This window comes from Streptomyces hokutonensis (assembly GCF_042751305.1).
GTDB lineage: Bacteria > Actinomycetota > Actinomycetes > Streptomycetales > Streptomycetaceae > Streptomyces > Streptomyces hokutonensis_A.
The window spans coordinates 389115-406794 of the sequence record NZ_JBHYWD010000003.1 but is presented as its reverse complement, the minus strand read 5'-3'; the positions used below and the strand labels follow the sequence as shown (position 1 = coordinate 406794).

Sequence of the window (17680 nt, the reverse complement as noted above, 5' to 3'; positions counted from 1 at the left end):
GACTCAGCCCGCCTCGGCTGCCTTGAGGCTCCCCACGACGTACTCCACGAGTCGGCCGACGGTGAGTTCGATGATCTCGTCGAACTCCATCCCGGCCAGGAACTCGGCGAAGTTGACCTTCGTGCCGTAGTGCTCCTGGAGCAGCCCGGCGAGAGTCACCAGGTCGATGCTCTCCAGCTCCAGGTCGCGGTTGAAGGTCGTCGCCATGGTGATCTCGACGTCGTCGACGCCGTACTCGTCCTCCAGGAGCGCGGTCAGCATGCCGGTGAGGTCGGCGAGGACGGTGTCCTCGGTGGTGGGGGTCATCGGTCGTACTCCTCTTCGTGCGCGGGTCCCGTCGTCCAGGCCACGACATAGGTCCTGTCCGGCAGATTGGGGGGATTGCCGGCCGGCTCGCAGTGCACGGTGTAGGCGCGTTCCAGCCGCCCGGACACCAACAGGCGTGATCCGGAGACCACTTGGAAGACGGTGAAGTCGCGCGGCCGGCCACCGAAGCCGGTGCCCTCCGCCTTGGCGACCGCCTCCTTCGCCGCCCAGAAGCGGGTGAACCACAGCGCCTCCGACTCGCCGGATGCCGTCAACTGGGCGTGCAGGAGCGCGAGTTCCTCCTCGCCCAGAGCGGTGGCGAGGGTGGCGGGGTCCCGCTCGACGACTTCCTCGATGTCGATTCCGGGTCCGGGTTCGGGGGAGTGCGGTCGTACGATCGCGACGGCGGCCTCGGCGGCATGGGCCAGCGAGACGTCCAGCGGGGGCAGGGTGCGGCCGTGCAGGCCGGTGACGTACGGGCGGCCCGACTCGTCGTTGTGGACCCGGATCTCGGCCGGGAACACGGGCCCCTCGCCATGACCCCACAGCCACTGCCGTACCGCGTCCTTCAACGCGATCCGGCCCAGCAGCCACTGCCGGCGACCGCGCGGCGGATGCTCCGCGTACTGCGAACGCTCCACGCTGCTCAGGGAGTTGCGCATGATGAGGTCGCGGGAGGCGAGGTCGGGCCAGCGCTCGTGCAGCAGGGTCCGGCCGCCGGGGCGGGCCTCGGAGAGCGTGTTGCGTTCGGGGAAGCGCTCGACCGGCCTGGTCTGCGGGTCGTTGTCGAAACGCCGGTCCTGCCAGCCGGTCAGCTCCGCCCACACCGCGCCGTCGACCGTGAGCTGTACGTCGCATTCGAGCGCGGTGTCGGTGAGCGAGGTGATCCGCACCAGGCAGTCGACTTCCGTGCCGGGGCGCGGATGTGGGCCGTAGAAACGCATCTCGCGCATGCCGACCGGGAAGACGACGGTACGTTCGGTGCGGGTCGACATGATCCAGTAGCCCAGGATCTGGCCCACGTTGTCGAGCAGGGAGCCGGGTGCGGGGGGTGTGGTGATCGTGCCGCGTACGTGGCGGTCGCCGATCGCGGTGAGTTCGGTGACGCCCTGGAACGCCGGGCCGTGGAACATCCAGCGCTCGTCGTAGAGATGGGACGCGGTGTGGTCGGGGACGCGCTCGGTGGTCGGGTCCGGGCGGCCGTGGGGAGGGGGCGAGGTGGCGTAGGCGGGAGCCAACTCGACCACCCCGCGGGCGTGCGGGCCGAAGGAGACGGCGAGCCGGCCGGTGGCCTCGGTGACCACCCGCACCGGTACGTCGACGGACGGCGTCGCCGTCAGCCAGCGGTCGAACCGCGCGTCGTGCACGGCGACCGCCCGCATGCCGGGCGCGGTCCGCTCGGCCGCATCGATGATGTGCTGGACGATCGTGGTGGCCGGGACCACGGGCCAACGGTCCGCCACATCGGGCCAGTTGGGGCGCTGCGGGAAGAAGCAGTGGTCCATGAGGTAGGGCATGGCCTCGGGGGAGACACGGACCGTGGTCTGCCATTCCCGGGGCGGAGCGGGCGGCTGCTGCCGGGGTGGAGCCGGGATGGTCGCCACAGTACGGCGGCTGCCCGCGCCGAGGAGTTGGGCGGCCGTGTCGGCGGTCTCCCGTATCAGGGCGTGCAGTTCCGCGGCTGCCGGGAAGCGGTCGGTGAGCGCGTCCAGGGGGGACGCGGCGGCGCTCGTCGGGAGCGGCGTGCGCAGTTCCGCCCGGAGTTTCACCAGGCTCGGGGCGTCGAGAGAGACCAGGGACCCGTCCAAGTCGAGCCGTACCGGGGGCCGTTCCTGTCGTTGGACCGGTCTCTGCTGGGCCAGAGCCAACGGGTCCACAGCCCCTCCGGCTGCCCACAATGCCACTGTCACGCGCCGGAGTTGGGCGAGGCCCGAGCGGTGGGGCGAGTTGGCGGCCACGACCAGGTGATCGCGTCCGCTGAGCGTCGCGTCGATCAGGGAACCGAGTTGGCCGGTGCCGACCTGGACGAACGCACGATGACCGGCGTCGTACATGGCTTCGACAAGCTGCCGGAAGCGCACGGGCTCCAGCAGATGCCGGACGAAGAGCTCACGGACCGCCGTCTCGTCCGTGGGGAACGGCGAGGCGGTCGTCCCGGACCACAGGGGGACCGTCGGAGGATGCAGCCGGAAGCGGTTCGTGGCCTCCTCGATCGGCGCGAGGTAGGGCCTCAACATCGGTGTGTGGAAGCCCGATTGGAACGGCAGCACCTGGCTCAGGACACCCTGCGCGCGGAACGACCGCACGAACGCGTCCACCGCCTGCTCCGGCCCGCACACCATCGACTGGCCCGGCGCGTTGTCGTGCGAGAGGACGATCCCGGAGTCCGGCCACTCGGCGGCGAGCGCCGACAGCACGCGCTCGGCGGGAGCCCCGATCGCCCCGAAGGCCAGCCCCGGCACGGTCACCGAGTCCGGGTCGAACGACTCCATGAAGTCGCTCACCTCGTCCGGCGAGTACACCCCGGCGGCCGTCATCGCCGTCCACTCGCCGACACTGTGCCCGGCGACCGCGTCGGGCACGACACCCATCCGGCGCAGCGCGGCGTCCAACAGCCGTCCCACGCCGACCACATCGAAGCCGTGGCGGCCGACATCCCCCACCTGCGCGGGAGTTGAGGAGCGGTTCTCCCGCAGTCCGAAGTGCGCGGCCACGTCCTCGACCCGGGGCGTGAAGTCGCCCTCCAGGCCCGGGAAGACGAACGCCAGCTTCCCCGCGCCGGGCCCGATCAACGGGCTCGGCGTGAACCACACATCGCTACGGCCCTGCCACGCCCGCCCCTTGGCGACCGCGCGCCGAGCGAGCGCGAGCCGCTTGGCGTCCGGGGCGACGATGCCGAGGCGAGTGCGGCCGGAGAAGGAGTTGGCTGTGGCCAGCAGTGCGGAGTCGTCCGCGTCCAGCAGCGCGGCGAGCGCCTCGGGGCTGTCGGCGGCGAGGGCCAGCACGCGTTCCGGTTCGTCGACGACGGCCGGACGTGGGCTCCGCGCGTTCGGCGCCTCCTCCAGCACCACATGCGCGTTGATGCCGCCGAACCCGAACGCGTTCACCGCCGCCCGCCGCACCGGCTGTTCGGGCGTGGTCTCCCAGGGCGCCGCCTTCTCCAGCGGACGGAACCGGGTGGCCGCGAGCGCCGGATGCGGGTCGTCGCAGTGCAGGGTCGGCAGCAGGGTTCCGTGGTGCACGGCGAGGGCGGCCTTGACCAGACCGGCCACTCCGGCGGCCGGCATCGTGTGACCGATCATCGACTTCACGGAGCCGATAACGGCGCTGCCTTGAGAGGTGCCGCTGTCCCCGAACACCTCGGCCAGCGTGGCCAGTTCGGCCCCGTCACCGGCGGGCGTCGCCGTGCCGTGCGCCTCCAGCAGGCCGATCGAACCGGGCAGCGCCGGATCGAGCCCCGCCGCCTCCCAGGCCTGCCGTACGGCGTGGGTCTGGCCGGTCGAGTCGGGGTTGACGAGACTCGCGGCGCGGCCGTCGCTGGACACGCCGGTGCCCCGGATGACGGCGTAGATCCGGTCGCCGTCGCGTTCGGCGTCGGCGAGGCGCTTGAGGACGACGACCCCCGTGCCCTCGCCGATGAGGATGCCGTCGGCGTCCCGGTGGAAGGGGCGGATGCGCTGGCTCGGGGAGAGCGCGCGGAGTTGGGAGAACACGCTCCACAGCGTGATGTCGTGACAGTGGTGGACGCCTCCGGCGAGCATCAAGTCGCAGCGTCCGGCGGCGAGTTCGGTCACCGCCTGGTCGACTGCGATCAGCGAGGACGCGCAGGCCGCGTCCACCGTGTACGCCGGGCCGCGCAGGTCGAGGCGGTTGGCGACCCGGGACGCCGCGAGGTTCGGGACGAGGCCGATGACCGACTCGGGACTGTCGGGGCCGAGCCGGTCGGTGAACGCCGTGCGGATCCGGTCGAGTTGACCGGCGTCCAGGTCGGGCAGCAACTCGCCCAGAGTGCGGACCAGTTGGCCCGCCGTACGGACCCGCTGGTCGAGGCGGACCAGGCCGGGGGTGAGATAGCCGCCCCGGCCGAGCACCACGCCGACGCGGTGCCGGTCGGGCAGTCGGCTCTCCCCGCCCGCGTCGGCGAGCGCGGCGGCGGCCACATGGAGGGCGATGAGCTGGTCGGGTTCGGTGCCGGGCACCGAGTTCGGCATGATGCCGAACCGGGTGACCTCGACCTCTGCCAGCTCGTCGACGAAGCCGCCGCGTCGGCAGTACACCTGGTCGGCCACGGCCGGACCGTTCGCGGAGTCCGGCCGGTAGTAGTCCGCGTCCCAACGCCCGTCCGGCACCTCGCCGATGGCGTCCGTGCCGTTGAGCAGATTCCGCCAGTACGCGTCGAGGTCGGCGGCGCCGGGCAGCAGCACCGCCATTCCCACGATGGCGACCGGCACTTGACGGTCGGTCATGTCACCAGCCCGAAGCGGTGTAGACGACGGCCCCGGCCGACTCGTCGCCGAAGGCCAGCTCGCGCAGCAGGGCCGCGGTGCCCTCCTCGGGGTCGATCAGCGAGATACCGCGCCGCGCGTACTCGCGTCCCAACTCCGGTGTGACCATGCCGTGGTGGCCGCCGGTGGGCGCCCACGGTCCCCAGTGCACGGTCAGCGCCCGGTGTCCGGTGCGCGCCGACCAGGCCGTGCCGAGGCTCTCCAGGGCGTCGTTGGCCGCTGCGTAGTCGACCTGCCCGCGGTTGCCGAGCACGGCCGAGATGGAGCCGAACAGGACGGCGAAGGCAGGGCCGTTGGGCAGTTCCTCCAGCGCCGACAGCAGGGTCTCGGCGCCGTGCGTCTTCGTGCCGTAGACCCGCTGGAAGGACTCGGTGGTCTTCTCGGCGATCAGCCGGTCCTCGATGACCCCGGCCGCGTAGACGACACCGTCGAGACGGCCGTGCTCGGCGTGGATCTCCTTGACGGCCTGGAGCGCCGCGTCCGGTTCGCGGAAGTCGACGGAGTGGTAGCGGGCCTCGCTGCCGAGGGCGGCGAGTTCGTCCAGGGTCGCGGTGATCTCCCGCTGGGCGAGCAGGAGTTCGGCGGCGCGGTTGATCTCGGCCGGCGTGCGCCCGCCCTGGCCCGCGAGGGCCGCGCGCAGTTCGGCCGGGGTGCGGGCACCCGCGGTCGCCGGGTCCTCGGGTCCGGCCGGCGCGGCCGTCCTGCCGAGGAGTTCGATACGGCACCGGGAGGCCGCGGCGAGCGCGACGGCGAACTTCGCGGTGATGCCCCGCGCACCGCCCACCAGCAGCACCACCGCGTCACGGTCAAGACCGATCGCGGCGGCCTCGGCGACCCCGTCACCCGCCGGTCCGGCCCCGTTGGTCGCGAGCGCGCCGAGCGGTGTCTCGACCAGCTCAAGTCCGTGCCGTCCGGCGGCAGTTCGCAGCACGACCGGCTCATCGACGGGCGCCAGCAGTTCGGCGAGCAGCGCGTCGGCGACGGCGGCCGGTGCGGTGTCCGCCACCTCGACGAGGCGCGCGACGGTGTCCGGGTACTCGCGCGCCACCGTACGGAACAGCCCGTGCAGCCCCGCCGATCCGCTCTCCGCCCCTTGTACGGCGATCAGTTGGCGCGGCGCGCGGCTCAGCGCGGTCTGGAACACGGGGAACGCGTCGGGCAGCACCGGCGCCGAAGCGGTGAGCGGCGCGAGATAAAGCACACCGTCCACCTGGCCGTCCGCTGCGGTGAGTTGGTGCTCGGGAGCGACGGTCACCGTGTCGGCGCCGTACGAGGAGAGGCGGGCAGCGACCGCCTGGGGGACGTCGCCGTCTCCGTGGAGGACGAACCGTCGGCCGCTCAGGACGGACGTCGGGTCCGCCGGGTTGTCGCTGTCCTGGTGCGGCAGCAGTACCGGCCGCAGTTGGAGGCGCTTGGGCGCGGAGCCTGTGACCTCGTCCTGCGGGGAGGTGTCGGCTGCCGGGGCGGCGGGCTCGGTCAGCCGTGCCGCCAGCCAGCCCGTGACGGACGCCGCCGTACGCGCCTTCGCCAGGTCCTCCAGCTCGGCGTCGTCGAGCGAGGCGATGTCCGCGCCGCCGCCGATGCCCAGCCGCTGGGCCAACTCACCGGCGATCTCGGCCCGTTTGATGGAGTCGATGCTGAGGTCCGCCTCCAGGTCGAGGTCGGGTTCGATCATGTCGACGGGATAGCCGGTGCGTTCGCTGATGATCTCCAGCACGACCCGCAGCACATAGTCCTCGGTGACGGCCTCGGGCGCCGACTCCGGCTGCGTGGTGGGCTGTTGGGCGACGGGGGCCTCGGCGGCGGTCGGCAGGGCGGGCAGCTGCGGGAGCGCCTCGACCAGGGCGGGCGCCGGTGCGGGAATCCAGGTCCCCTGGGGCACCGTCGCCTGTGCCGCGCCGAAGTAGGTGAGCAGCACGTCCCGTTGGGCGGCCACCATCTCGCGGCTGGTGCGCAGGAATTCGGAGATGAGCGCGTCCCTGTTGGCCTCGACGGGGGCGCCGCCCTGAGGGTTCGTCGTCACAGTCGTCTCCACAACGCGTCGGGCCGGTGCGAGGGCACCGGGGAGGAGTTCTCCGGCGGCGGTGCGGACCAGCTGTCCGTCGACCGTCCAGCCGGGTCGCTTGGGCACGGGGGTCCGGGCCGCGTCGACGGCGTCGCGCCCGTTGAAGAGCCATCCGGTGCGCACCGGCAGTCCCGCGACGGCCAGTTGGGCCAGCGCGTCGAGCCAGCCGCGCAGCCCGCTGTCCTGCCGGGGCTCGCACGCGACCGTGCGGTGCGGACGATCCCCGAGGATCTGGGCGACCAGCCGGGTCAGCACCGAGCCGGGACCGGCCTCCACGAAGACCCGCGCCCCCGCCTCGTACATCGCCTCGATCTGCGCGACGAAGCCGACCGGTGCCCCGATCTGCGCGGCGAGTTCGGCCCGGACCGCGTCGGCGCCCTCGCCGTACGGGGCCGCCGTGCGGTTGGACCACACGGGGAACTCGGGGGTGAGCACGGCCTGTTGGGCGAGGGCCTGGGCGAACCGTTCGCCCGCCGCCGCCACCAGCGGACTGTGGAAGGCGCAGGCGACGGGGATCCGCTTGGCACCGAGACCGGCCTCACGCAATAGCCGTACGGCTGAGGCGACGGCCTCGGTCGGGCCCGAAATCACCGTCTGGCGGGGTGAGTTGTGGTTGGCGACGACGACCGAGTCGGGTGCGCCCGCTGTCTTGAGGGCCTGCTCGACGTCCTCGGCGCCGGCCGCGACCGCGGCCATGGTGCCCGGGTCGTCGGCGCCGGTGGCTTCGAGGATCGCCGCCGCGCGCTCGGCGCTCAGTTGCAGCAGCGCCTCCGGGGCGATGGCGCCTGCCGCGCACAGGGCGACCAGCTCGCCGTAACTGTGCCCGGCCGCCATGTCGGGCCGTACGCCCGCCTCGGTGAGCAGGGCGTGGGCGGCGAGCCCGGCGATGCCCAGCGCGGGCTGCGCGACCCGGGTGTCGGTGAGCCCCGCCTGCTGGCGGTCGCGGGCGGTGTCGTCGAAGGCGGTCGGCGGGTAGAGCGCGTCGGCGTGGTCGCGGCCGAGGTGCAGATAGTGCTGCAGCTCGGGGAAGGCGATGAACACGTCTGCGAGCATCCCGGGGCGCTGACTGCCCTGGCCGGGGAAGAGGAAGGCGACCTTGCCGGTGTCCTCCTGGAGGCCGGCCGCGTGGATTCCCGAGGCGGGATCGTGCTCGCCGTCGAGGGCCCGCCGCAACTGCCCGACCAGCTCCTCGACATCCGTGGCCACGACGGCCACTTGGACCGGTTCGTGCCGTGGGTCCGAGCGGCGGGACGCGCTGAGCGCGAGGTCGCGCAGCTTCCAGGAACCCGACTCGGCGAGCTTGAGGGTCTCCTCGATGCCCCGGCGCGCTCCGGACCGGTCCACTCCCCGGAAGGTGAACAGCTCGGCGGGCCACGCGTCCAGGCCGTGCGCGGGCGGAACGGCATCGCCGTAGGCCTGGATCACCGTGTGGAAGTTGGTGCCGCCGAAGCCGAACGCGCTGAGTCCCGCGACACGTTCCTCGGCGGGAGCCGCCCACGGCCGGGGCCGGGCGTGGAAGACGAACGGACTGTCCTCCTCCTTCCAGGCCGAGTTGGGCTGCTTCATGTGCAGGGTGGGCGGCTTGACCCCGGTGTAGAGGGACAGCACGGTCTTGATCAGTCCGGCCAGTCCGGCGGCGCACTTGGTGTGCCCGATCTGCGACTTGACCGAGCCGAGCGCACAACTGCCCGTCTCCGCACCGGACTCGGTGAACACCTCACTGAGGATGGAGAGTTCGGTCCGGTCGCCGACGACCGTGCCGGTGCCGTGCGCCTCGACCAGGCCGACCGAGGCGGGGGAGACACCCGCGTTGCGGTACGCCCGCTCCAGCGCGGCCCGCTGTCCCTCCGGCCGGGGCGCCGTCAGGCCCAGTGAGCGGCCGTCGCTGGAGCTGCCGACTCCCTTGATGACGCCGTAGATCCGGTCGCCGTCCCGCTCCGCGTCCGCGAGCCGCTTGAGGACCACGCAGGCGACACCCTCGCCGAGCGCGATGCCGTCCGCCGAGTTGTCGAAGGCGCGCGAGCGGCCGGTCGGGGACAGGGCGTGCACGGAGGAGAAGAGGACGTAGTCGTTGATGCCGTTGTGGAGGTCGGCGCCGCCGCACAGAACGATGTCGCTGGTGCCGCCCACGAGTTCCTTGCAGGCGACGTCGACGGCGGCCAGCGAGGACGCGCAGGCCGCGTCGACCGTGAAGTTGGCCCCGCCGAGGTCGAGCCGGTTGGCGATCCGGCCCGAGATGACGTTGGAGAGCATGCCGGGGAAGGAGTCCTCGGTGAGCGTGGGGAGCTGCTCCTCGATGCCCCGCGGGATCTTCCCGTAGTAGGAGGGGAGTACGGCGCGCAGCGTCGTCGCGTTGGACAGGTCGCTGCCCGCCTCCGCGCCGAACACCACGGAGGTGCGTGCGCGGTCGAACTCCCGCCCCCGGTCGCCGTATCCGGCGTCCTCCAGGGAGCGCCGGGCGGCCTCGAGGGCCAGCAGTTGGACCGGTTCAATGCTGCCGAGGGAGGTCGGCGGGATGCCGTAGCGCAGCGGGTCGAAGGGGATGCGGGGCAGGAAGCCGCCCCACTTCGACGGGGTGGCGCCGCTCTTGTCGTCCGCGTAGTGCACGGCGGGGTCCCAGCGGTCGGCCGGGACCTCGGTCACCGCGTCGCGTCCGCCGAGGATGTTCGCCCAGAAGGTGGGCAGGTCGGGGGCTTCGGGGAACATGCAGGCCATGCCGATGACAGCGATGTCCAGCGGGGCGGGCGGCTCCGGTTCGGCCTGTTCCTCAACTCCGAGGAGGGCGCGGGCGGTTCGCGCGCTGTCGGCCAGGAAGTCGGCGGCCTCCTCGGTCACCGAGCGGTGGAGGGCCTCGACGGTGGTGGTCGCCGACCGCAGTACGGCGACCTCACCGGCCATGAACATCCCTTCGGCGAGCTGCCGTTGCTCGTCCACGGCGGCCAGCGCACCGTCCGCGTCCCGCTCCACACCCTTGCTGGCGATGCGCAGCCGGCCGACGTTGAGCCGTTCCAACCGCTCCCAGATCTGCCGGTCGGGCACGCCCTCCGCGCGCAACTGGGCCTCGAATTCGAGGTAGTTGTCGCTGAAGGGGCTCGGGACGCAGCGGGTCGCGTGACCGGGCGCGGTCTCCAGGAGCGCGGTCCGGGTGGCCCGTATCACCTGCTCCTGGAAGAGCGGCTGGACCGCCCCGCACGACACGGCCTCCTCGGTGAAGAGGTAGGCGGTGCCCATCAGGACGCCGGCGGCCGCGCCGCGTGCGGTGAGCGGTGCGGCGAGGGCGGCCACCATCGCCGCCGAGCGGGCGTCGTGGACACCGCCCGCGAAGAACACCTCGACCTGCTCGGCCGTACCTGCCTTGGCGGTCGCCAAGAAGTCGTCCAGGACGGCGAGTTGGGCCTCCCACAGCGGGAAGCTGCCGCGCGGTCCGACATGCCCGCCGCACTCTGAGCCCTCGAACACGAACCTGCGTACCCCCGCGTCCAGGAACTGCCGCAGCAGCCCCGGCGAGGGAACGTGCAGGAACGTGGAGATCCCGGCCCGCTCCAGCACCTCGGCCTGCGAGGGCCGTCCGCCCGCGATGATCGCGTGCCTGGGGCGCAGTTCGCGTACGGCGTCGAGCTGGGCGGTGCGCAGTTCCTCGGGCGCGAAGCCGAGCACCCCGACACCCCAGGGCCGTTCGCCCACGGCGGCGCGGGTCTCGGCGAGGACCGTCCGCGACTGCTCGCCGCTCGCCAGCGCCAGCGCCACGAACGGCAGCGCACCGCCCCCGGCGACAGCTGTGGCGAACTCCGCCTGGTCGCTGACGCGGGTCATCGGGCCCTGGGCGAGGGGGAGTCGGGTGCCGAGGCGTCGGCTCATCGGGGAGCCGTCGCGCAATGCTTCGGCCGGTCCTTCGTCCCGTATCGACTCCCTTATCGCGGCCGTCAGTTCACGCACCGTCCGGCCCGCATCGCCCCAGCGTTCCGCGAACCGCGCGGCGAGGAAGCCGTCCTGGCCGACCGGCAGCAGCTGGGTGCGCGGGTCGCGGGCGCCGAGCAGCTCGGAGACCCGCTCGGCGGGGACCTGCGGGGCGTCGGGCCCTCGGCGCAGCAGTACCCGGTGACCGGCGATCACCGTGGTCTCGGAACCGTCCATCGAGCGCAGCGCCGCTGCCGCCGTCTCCGGCAGTGCCGACTCGGCGAGCAGCGCCAACTGGCTGTCCAGCACGACTCCGGCCGCGCCACCGGCCACCGCCGCGGCGGCCGTACGCGGGCCGATGCCGCCGCAGGCCCAGACCGGGAGGGTCACACCGGGCTCGGCGAGCAGCCGTTGGAGCAACACGAACGTGCTCAACTCGCCTATGCGGCCGCCGCTTTCGGCACCCCGGGCGATGAGCCCGTGCGCACCGGAGCGGACCGCCGTCAGGGCCTGGTCGGGGTCGGTGATCTCGACCAGCACCCGGAACGAGTCGGCGACCTCCTCGACCCGCCAGGGAGCGTCCGTGGCGATCACGACGGTGTTCGGGCCGCCGTCGGCGGCCGTGGCGAGTTCCTCGGGGGCGATCCGGCAGTGGGCGCCGATCCGTACCCCGAAAGGGCCGGGGGACCAGCGTCGGATTCGCGCCAGAGCCTCTCTGGATCTTCGATCACCAATTCCCAGATCCAGTACACCGAGCCCGCCGGCGCGGCTCACGGCCGCCGCGAGTCTGGCATCCGGTTCATGGAACGGCGTGATTCCAATGATCATTTCTGCGGCGCGCGCGACAGACGTCATGATTCTCCGAATAAACGGTGAAACTGCACGGTGGGGGGTTTCGGCCTGTAGGCGCCGAACGGAATCGCAGAGACGCGAGATGGCTGGTTGAAAGCTAGCGTCACTGTTACTCGGCGGTCAACAACGGAAAGGTAAGCGCCAGTTGCAGGGAAATGATCCGGCCAGCCCGAACCGGCCCCCAAACAACCGGAAACCCCGCCAATTTCCTTCAGAGGGCACGCCATTCGGACCGCAGTGGCGCAAGCGGTCCAAAAGCCCCTGGTATTCATCCGAGGCTCATGGTCCCGAAACATGACCGACTGCGGAACGGAATTATGTAAACGTTGGGTGTCGCTGCCTCCTCGCACGAGCCGCGCTAGGTTGGCACCCATGAGCACACCCCGGGACCTGCTGATCGTCGCCATGGATGTCGCCCCCGACCGCCCCGTCGAGTCGGGTGAGCTTTCGCTCGCGCTCGCGGGAGCGGAGGTGGTCGACCTCCTCGCCGCCGAAGCCGTCGCGCTGGACGGCGAACTGATCGTGCCGAAACTCCAAGTTCCCCTGCCGGACGGCCTGTTGGACGAGGCCGCGGGCGCCCTCGTACGGGAGACGCCGTACGAGTCGGTCGAGGACTGGCTGTGGCGGCGGGGGCGGGGGCTGGTCTCGGCCTATCTCGCCGCGCTGGAGAAGGAAGGCCTGATCGCCCGGCAGCGCGGTCGCTGGAACCTGGTCCGCAGCGGCAGGGCGGCCCTGGTCGACTCCCCGGCCCGCAGCCGGGCGGCGGACCGCTGGGCCACGGGCGAACCCGTCCTCGCCCAGCTCGCCGCGGCCGTCGGCATCCGCGAGGTGCCGGAGGAGGACTCCGCGAAGGTCACCGACGAGGCCCTGGACACCGTCCTCGCAGCCGTCCACGACGCGGTGACGGAACTGGAGGCGGTGCGGCAGCGGAAGAACGTCGAGGATGCGGCCTACGACAATGTGTGGCGCGGTATGTGACAGCGCTTTCACAGCTGTGGGGCGTGGCAACTGCCGAACAAACAGAGCCAGTTGATGGTTCTGAGCCGCAAGTGACGCCACGTCACCCATGGTAGTCACATGGGGTGCGCCGAGCCTAGGTCCAGGCCGATCCGCCTCCGAGCGGAATCGTCACGGTGAACACGGTCGCCCCCGGCTCCGCCGTCAGCTCGACCGTGCCGCCGTGGGCCCGGGCCAGCGAGCGGGCCACCGCGAGGCCGAGGCCGCTGCCGCCCCGGTCGCGGCTGCGGGCCTTGTCGACGCGGTAGAAGCGGTCGAAGACCTGGTCCCGGTCGGCCTCCGGGATGCCGGGGCCCGCGTCCGCGACCCGCACCGACGCCGTACCGGCGCCGACCGAGACCGTCACCGACACCTCGGTGCCGGGCGGGGTGTGCACGGCCGCGTTGGTCAGCAGGTTGTCCAGCACCTGCCGGATCCGGACCGGGTCGACCCGCAGCCGGACCGGGGCCGGCGGAACCGTCACCGTCAGCGGACGGTCCGGATGCCCGGCGCGGAACGCGTCCGCCGCCTGCGCCACCAGCTCCACCAGCTCCGCGTCCTGCAGCCGTATCGGCGTCTCCACGTCCGCCGCGTCGAGGCGGGCCAGCAGGAGGAGGTCGTCGAGCAGGATGCCCATGCGGGCCGCCTCGGCGCGCAGCCGGGCCAGGTGCTTGTCCCGCTCCTCGGGCACGTTCGCCGCCGCGTACTGGAACAGGTCCGCGTAGCCGCGCACCGACATCAGCGGCGTCCGCAGCTCGTGCGAGGCGTCCGCGACGAACCGGCGCAGCCGCTGCTCCGCCTCCGCGCGCACCGCGAGGGAGTCGTCGATGTGCTCCAGCATCGTGTTGAACGCGGTGCGCAACTCCTCCACCTCGGGCCCGCCGTCGCGGTTCTCCGCACGCAGCGGCAGCCGGGCCGCCGAGTCGGTCAGATCGTGCGAGGCGATGCCGTGCGCGGTGTGCGCCATGTCGCTCAGCGGCTGCAGCCCGCGCCGCAGCAGCCTGCGGCCGAGCACCACCAGCGCCAGCAGGGCGAGACCGAAGGCGACCACCTGGATGATCACCAGCTGTCGTACCGTGTTGTCGATCGCGTCCATCGGCGCGCCGCTGACCAGCACCACACCGGGCTCGACCTCGCAGCCGCGCAGCCGGTACTCGCCCTCACCCGTGATGTTCCTGGTGCGCAGCACCTCGCTGCCCGCGGAGATCTGCGCCTTGGCCACAGAGGTGAGGTCGCCTATGTCGGCGGGCAGGTCCGAGCTCTCCTCGGGCTTGCGGAGCACCGGGGTGCCGTCCTTGACGTCGTACACGGCGTAGTACCAGCGGTAGTACTTCTTGCCCTGGAGGGAGCCGTTCGCCGCGATGGACTTGGACTGGGCGACCTGGGCGAGCCCGAGCTGGTCGTCGAGCTGGTTCGACAGGTAGTCCCGCATGTAGGTCGTCAGGGCCGTGCCGACGACGGCGAACGCCACCAGGGCCAGCGCCCCGAGCCCCAGCGCCAGCCGGGTGCCCAGCCGCAGCCGCCGGTACGTGCGCCGCAGCCGCGCGATCACTCGGCGGCCTGCCGGATCACATAGCCGAAGCCGCGCACCGTGTGGATCAGCGGATCATGCCCCTCGTCCAGCTTCCGGCGCAGCCGGCTGACCACCAGTTCCACCACATTGGAGCGGCCGCCGAAGCCGTACTCCCACACATGGTCGAGGATCTGCGCCTTGGTGAGCACGGTCGGCGACTTGCGCATCAGATAGCGCAGCACCTCGTACTCGGTCGGCGTGAGCGTGAGCAACTGGTCGCCGCGCCGCACCTCCCGGGTGTCCTCGTCCATCGTCAGGTCCGCGACCCGCAGCACCGAGCGCGGGAAACCGGGCCCGGTGCTGCGCCGCAGCACGGTCCGCAGCCGGGCCATCAGCTCCTCCACCGCGAACGGCTTGACCAGGTAGTCGTCCCCGCCCCGGGTCAGCCCGGCGACCCGGTCGGCGACCGCGTCCCGCGCGGTGAGGAACACCACGGGCACCATCGTCCCGGAGTGCCGCAGCCGGTCCAGCACACCGAAGCCGTCCAGGCCGGGCAGCATCAGGTCGAGCACCACGATGTCCGGCTGGAACTCGGCGGCGACGGTCAGCGCCTCCTCACCGGAGTACGCGCACGCGGCCTCCCAGCCCTCGTACCGGGCGACCGTCGCGACAAGGTCGGCGATCGGCGGGTCGTCGTCCACGACGAGGAGTCGTACTTTTTCCACCTGCTCATAGTGCTTCACGCGCCGATCGGCGCCAGACCCGCGGCACCGCCGCACCCACATCGATAAGTACTTGAAAGTTGTTCGACAGGAAAACGACAGCGCCCCGAGGTCAAGCTCGTCTCCCAGGACCCGATCAAGGAGCTGCCGTCCGTGACGACCGTCCAATCACCCCCTGCGCCCCCCACGGCGATACGCCCCAGGGTGGTGGCCCGCACCGGCCTGTACGCCGTGCTGGCCGCGAACGTCGCCGTGGTGACCGTCTTCTTCGCCCAGGCCGGATTCGCCTCCAACTCGCTGATCGTCATCGGCCGCCTCCTCGGCCTCTACGGCGCGCTCGTCATGGCCTTCCAGCTGCTGCTCGTGGCCCGCCTGCCCTGGCTCGACCGCCGCATCGGCATGGACCGGCTGACCTCCTGGCACCGCTGGACGGGCTTCGCCCTGCTCTGGACGCTGCTCGGACACCTCGTCTTCATCGCCTTCGGCTACGCGGAGGGCACCGACACCGGGCCCGTCGGCGAGGTCGTCGACCTGGCCGAGACCACCGAGGGCATCCTGCGCGCACTCGTCGCCTTCGCCCTGATCCTCGTCATCGGCGCGACCTCCGCCCGCTACGCCCGCCGCCGCCTCGCCTACGAGACCTGGCACTTCATCCACCTCTACACCTACGTGGCGGTGGTCCTCGCCTTCACCCACCAGGTCGCGGTCGGTACGACGTTCACGGCGTCCTCCGCCGCGAAGACGTACTGGTACGCCGTCTGGGGCGTGGCGCTCGGCTCGGTCGCCCTGGGCCGCCTGGTCCTGCCGCTGTGGCGCAACCTCCGCCACCAGTTCCGGGTCTCGGCGGTCGTCCCCGAGTCCGACAACGTGGTCTCGATCTACATCACCGGCCGCGACCTCCACCAACTCCCCGCCCAGGCAGGCCAGTTCTTCCTCTGGCGCTTCCTTACCAAGGACCGCTGGTGGCAGGCCAACCCCTTCTCCCTCTCGGCCGCCCCCGACGGCACCGGCCTCCGCCTCACCGCCAAGACGGCCGGCGACGGCACGGCCGCCCTGCGCCACCTCAAGGTCGGCACCCGCGTCTTCGCCGAGGGCCCCTACGGCGCCTTCACCACCCTGCACCGCAGGAAGACCGAGTCCCTGCTCATCGCGGGCGGCGTCGGCGTCACTCCGATCCGCGCCCTGCTGGAGGACCTGGAGGGCCACGCGGTCGTCCTCTACCGCGTCTCCGCCGAACGCGACGCGGTCCTCTACGGCGAACTGGCCGAGTTGGCCCGGTCCAAGGGCGCCGAACTGCACCTGCTCACCGGCCCGCCCGTCCCCGACAAGCTGTCCTCGCGTGAACTCGCCCGCCTCGTACCGGACATCGCCGACCGCGACGTCTTCCTCTGCGGTCCCCCGCCGATGATGAACGCGGTGCTGCGCACCCTCGGCGACATGGGCGTGCCCAAGCAGCAGATCCACTTCGAACGCTTCAGCCTGGCGGGATGAGAGAAATATCGTGAAGCGAGTCATACCTGTCCTGGTGCTGTCCGTCGCGGGTCTGATTCCCGTGTGGCGCTACGAGCCGTCCATCGGGACGACGACGAGTTCGACGAGTACGGCGACCACGGAGGCGGCGTCGACGCCCACCCCGTCGGCTTCCTCGTCGGCCTCCGGATCCACGTCGTCCGGGTCCGCCAAGAAGGTCGTCCAGGGCACCGCGATCAGCACCTCCAAGGGCACCGTGCAGGTGCAGGTCACCTTCGAGGGCGACAAGATCAGCGCCGTGAGCATGCTCCAGCAGCCGAACCACCCGCAGACCACCGCGGCCGTCCCGGTGCTGATCGAGGAGACTCTCAAGGCGCAGAGCTCGAAGATCGACACGGTCTCCGGCGCCACGATCACCAGCGACGCCTACGTCCAGTCGCTCCAGGCCGCCATTGACGCCAAGGGCGCCTGAGATGAACCGCGTTGAGCATGTGATGGGGTTCCCGGTGTCGTTGCGGATCGACGACGAGGGCAGCGGTTCCGGCATGGAGGAGACCGCCGACGCGCTGTTCGCCTGGCTGCGCGAGGTCGACGCCCGCTTCAGCCCGTTCCGCCCGGACAGCGAGGTCTGCCGTTACGACCGGGGCGAGCTCCAACTCCCCGACCTCAGCGCGGACTTGACCGAGGTCCTCGACCTCTGCGAGCAGTACCGGCTCGCGACCGGCGGCGCCTTCGACGTCCGGCTGCCCGGGCGGCCCCTCGACCCCTGCGCGGTCGTCAAGGGCTGGTCGGTACAGCGGGCGGCCGAACTGCTCACCGCCGCCGGGGCCCGGCGCTTCATCCTCAACGCCGGCGGCGACGTGGTCGTGTCCGGCGGGCCGTGGCGGGTCGGCGTACGGCACCCCGAGCACGCCGACCAGCTGTGCACGGTCCTGGAGCTGACCGACGGGGCGGTGGCGACCTCCGCGCGCTACGAACGCGGCGACCACATCGTCGACGGCCGCACCGGCCGCCCCGCGACCGGACTCCTCAGCATCTCCGTCGTCGCCGCGTCGCTGACGGAGGCGGACGCCACGGCCACCGCGGCCTTCGCGATGGGCCCGGAGGGGGTCGACTGGGCCGCCGCGAGGCCCGGCTGCGAGATCTTCGCGGTCGACGCGGAGCGCCGGGTCCGTCGTACGCCGGGATTCCCGGTCGCGACGGTGGCGGCGTAGGGATACGACCGCTGCACTCACGACAAGCGGAAGGGGGGGGGGGGGGGGGGGGGGCCGCGCCGGGGGCGGGGGGGGGGGGGGGGGGGGGGGGAGGGGAGAGCGGGGGGGGCGCCCGCGGTGAGACCGCGCGGGCGGGGGAG

9 protein-coding genes are annotated in these 17680 nt (G+C 72.1%); 4 read left to right on the top strand and 5 right to left on the bottom strand.

Annotation, left to right across the window (positions count from 1 at the left end):
• Positions 1–3: 3 nt before the first annotated feature.
• The 3 genes from ACFXC1_RS11675 to ACFXC1_RS11665 are packed head-to-tail and all read right to left on the bottom strand — an operon-like array spanning position 4 to position 11628.
• The gene (locus tag ACFXC1_RS11675; protein WP_381241683.1) at positions 4–306 is read right to left on the bottom strand and encodes an acyl carrier protein; all 303 of its coding nucleotides are present in this window, start codon (positions 304–306) and stop codon (positions 4–6) included.
• Positions 303–4772, bottom strand: a complete 4470-nt coding sequence (locus ACFXC1_RS11670; protein ID WP_381241681.1) for a beta-ketoacyl synthase N-terminal-like domain-containing protein — start codon at positions 4770–4772, stop codon at positions 303–305. The genes ACFXC1_RS11675 and ACFXC1_RS11670 overlap by 4 nt, the downstream gene beginning before the upstream one ends.
• 1 nt (position 4773) lies before the next feature.
• Positions 4774–11628, bottom strand: coding sequence for an SDR family oxidoreductase (locus ACFXC1_RS11665; RefSeq protein ID WP_381241679.1), 6855 nt, complete (start codon positions 11626–11628; stop codon positions 4774–4776).
• Positions 11629–11997: 369 nt separating this feature from the next.
• Between ACFXC1_RS11665 and ACFXC1_RS11660 the strand changes: the two genes are divergently transcribed.
• Complete coding sequence (locus tag ACFXC1_RS11660) at positions 11998–12603, top strand: GOLPH3/VPS74 family protein (protein ID WP_381241677.1); 606 nt, start codon at positions 11998–12000, stop codon at positions 12601–12603.
• A 115-nt stretch (positions 12604–12718) separates the two neighbouring features.
• On the opposite strand, the gene ACFXC1_RS11655 is transcribed toward ACFXC1_RS11660, so the two are convergent.
• Both ACFXC1_RS11655 and ACFXC1_RS11650 read right to left on the bottom strand, forming a co-directional pair.
• The gene (locus tag ACFXC1_RS11655; protein WP_381241676.1) at positions 12719–14173 is read right to left on the bottom strand and encodes a sensor histidine kinase; all 1455 of its coding nucleotides are present in this window, start codon (positions 14171–14173) and stop codon (positions 12719–12721) included.
• Positions 14170–14859 (bottom strand): response regulator transcription factor, encoded by a 690-nt coding sequence (locus ACFXC1_RS11650; protein WP_381241925.1) that lies wholly within the window; start codon positions 14857–14859, stop codon positions 14170–14172. The genes ACFXC1_RS11655 and ACFXC1_RS11650 overlap by 4 nt, the downstream gene beginning before the upstream one ends.
• 150 nt (positions 14860–15009) lie before the next feature.
• On the opposite strand from ACFXC1_RS11650, the gene ACFXC1_RS11645 reads away from it, so the two are divergent.
• The 3 genes from ACFXC1_RS11645 to ACFXC1_RS11635 are packed head-to-tail and all read left to right on the top strand — an operon-like array spanning position 15010 to position 17540.
• A complete protein-coding gene (locus ACFXC1_RS11645; RefSeq protein WP_381241674.1) occupies positions 15010–16347 on the top strand; it encodes a ferredoxin reductase family protein in 1338 nt (445 codons plus the stop codon).
• Between the two features lie 10 nt (positions 16348–16357).
• Positions 16358–16798, top strand: a complete 441-nt coding sequence (locus tag ACFXC1_RS11640) for an FMN-binding protein (RefSeq protein ID WP_381241672.1) — start codon at positions 16358–16360, stop codon at positions 16796–16798.
• Between the two features lies 1 nt (position 16799).
• Positions 16800–17540 (top strand): FAD:protein FMN transferase, encoded by a 741-nt coding sequence (locus ACFXC1_RS11635; RefSeq protein WP_381241670.1) that lies wholly within the window; start codon positions 16800–16802, stop codon positions 17538–17540.
• Positions 17541–17680: the final 140 nt, after the last annotated feature.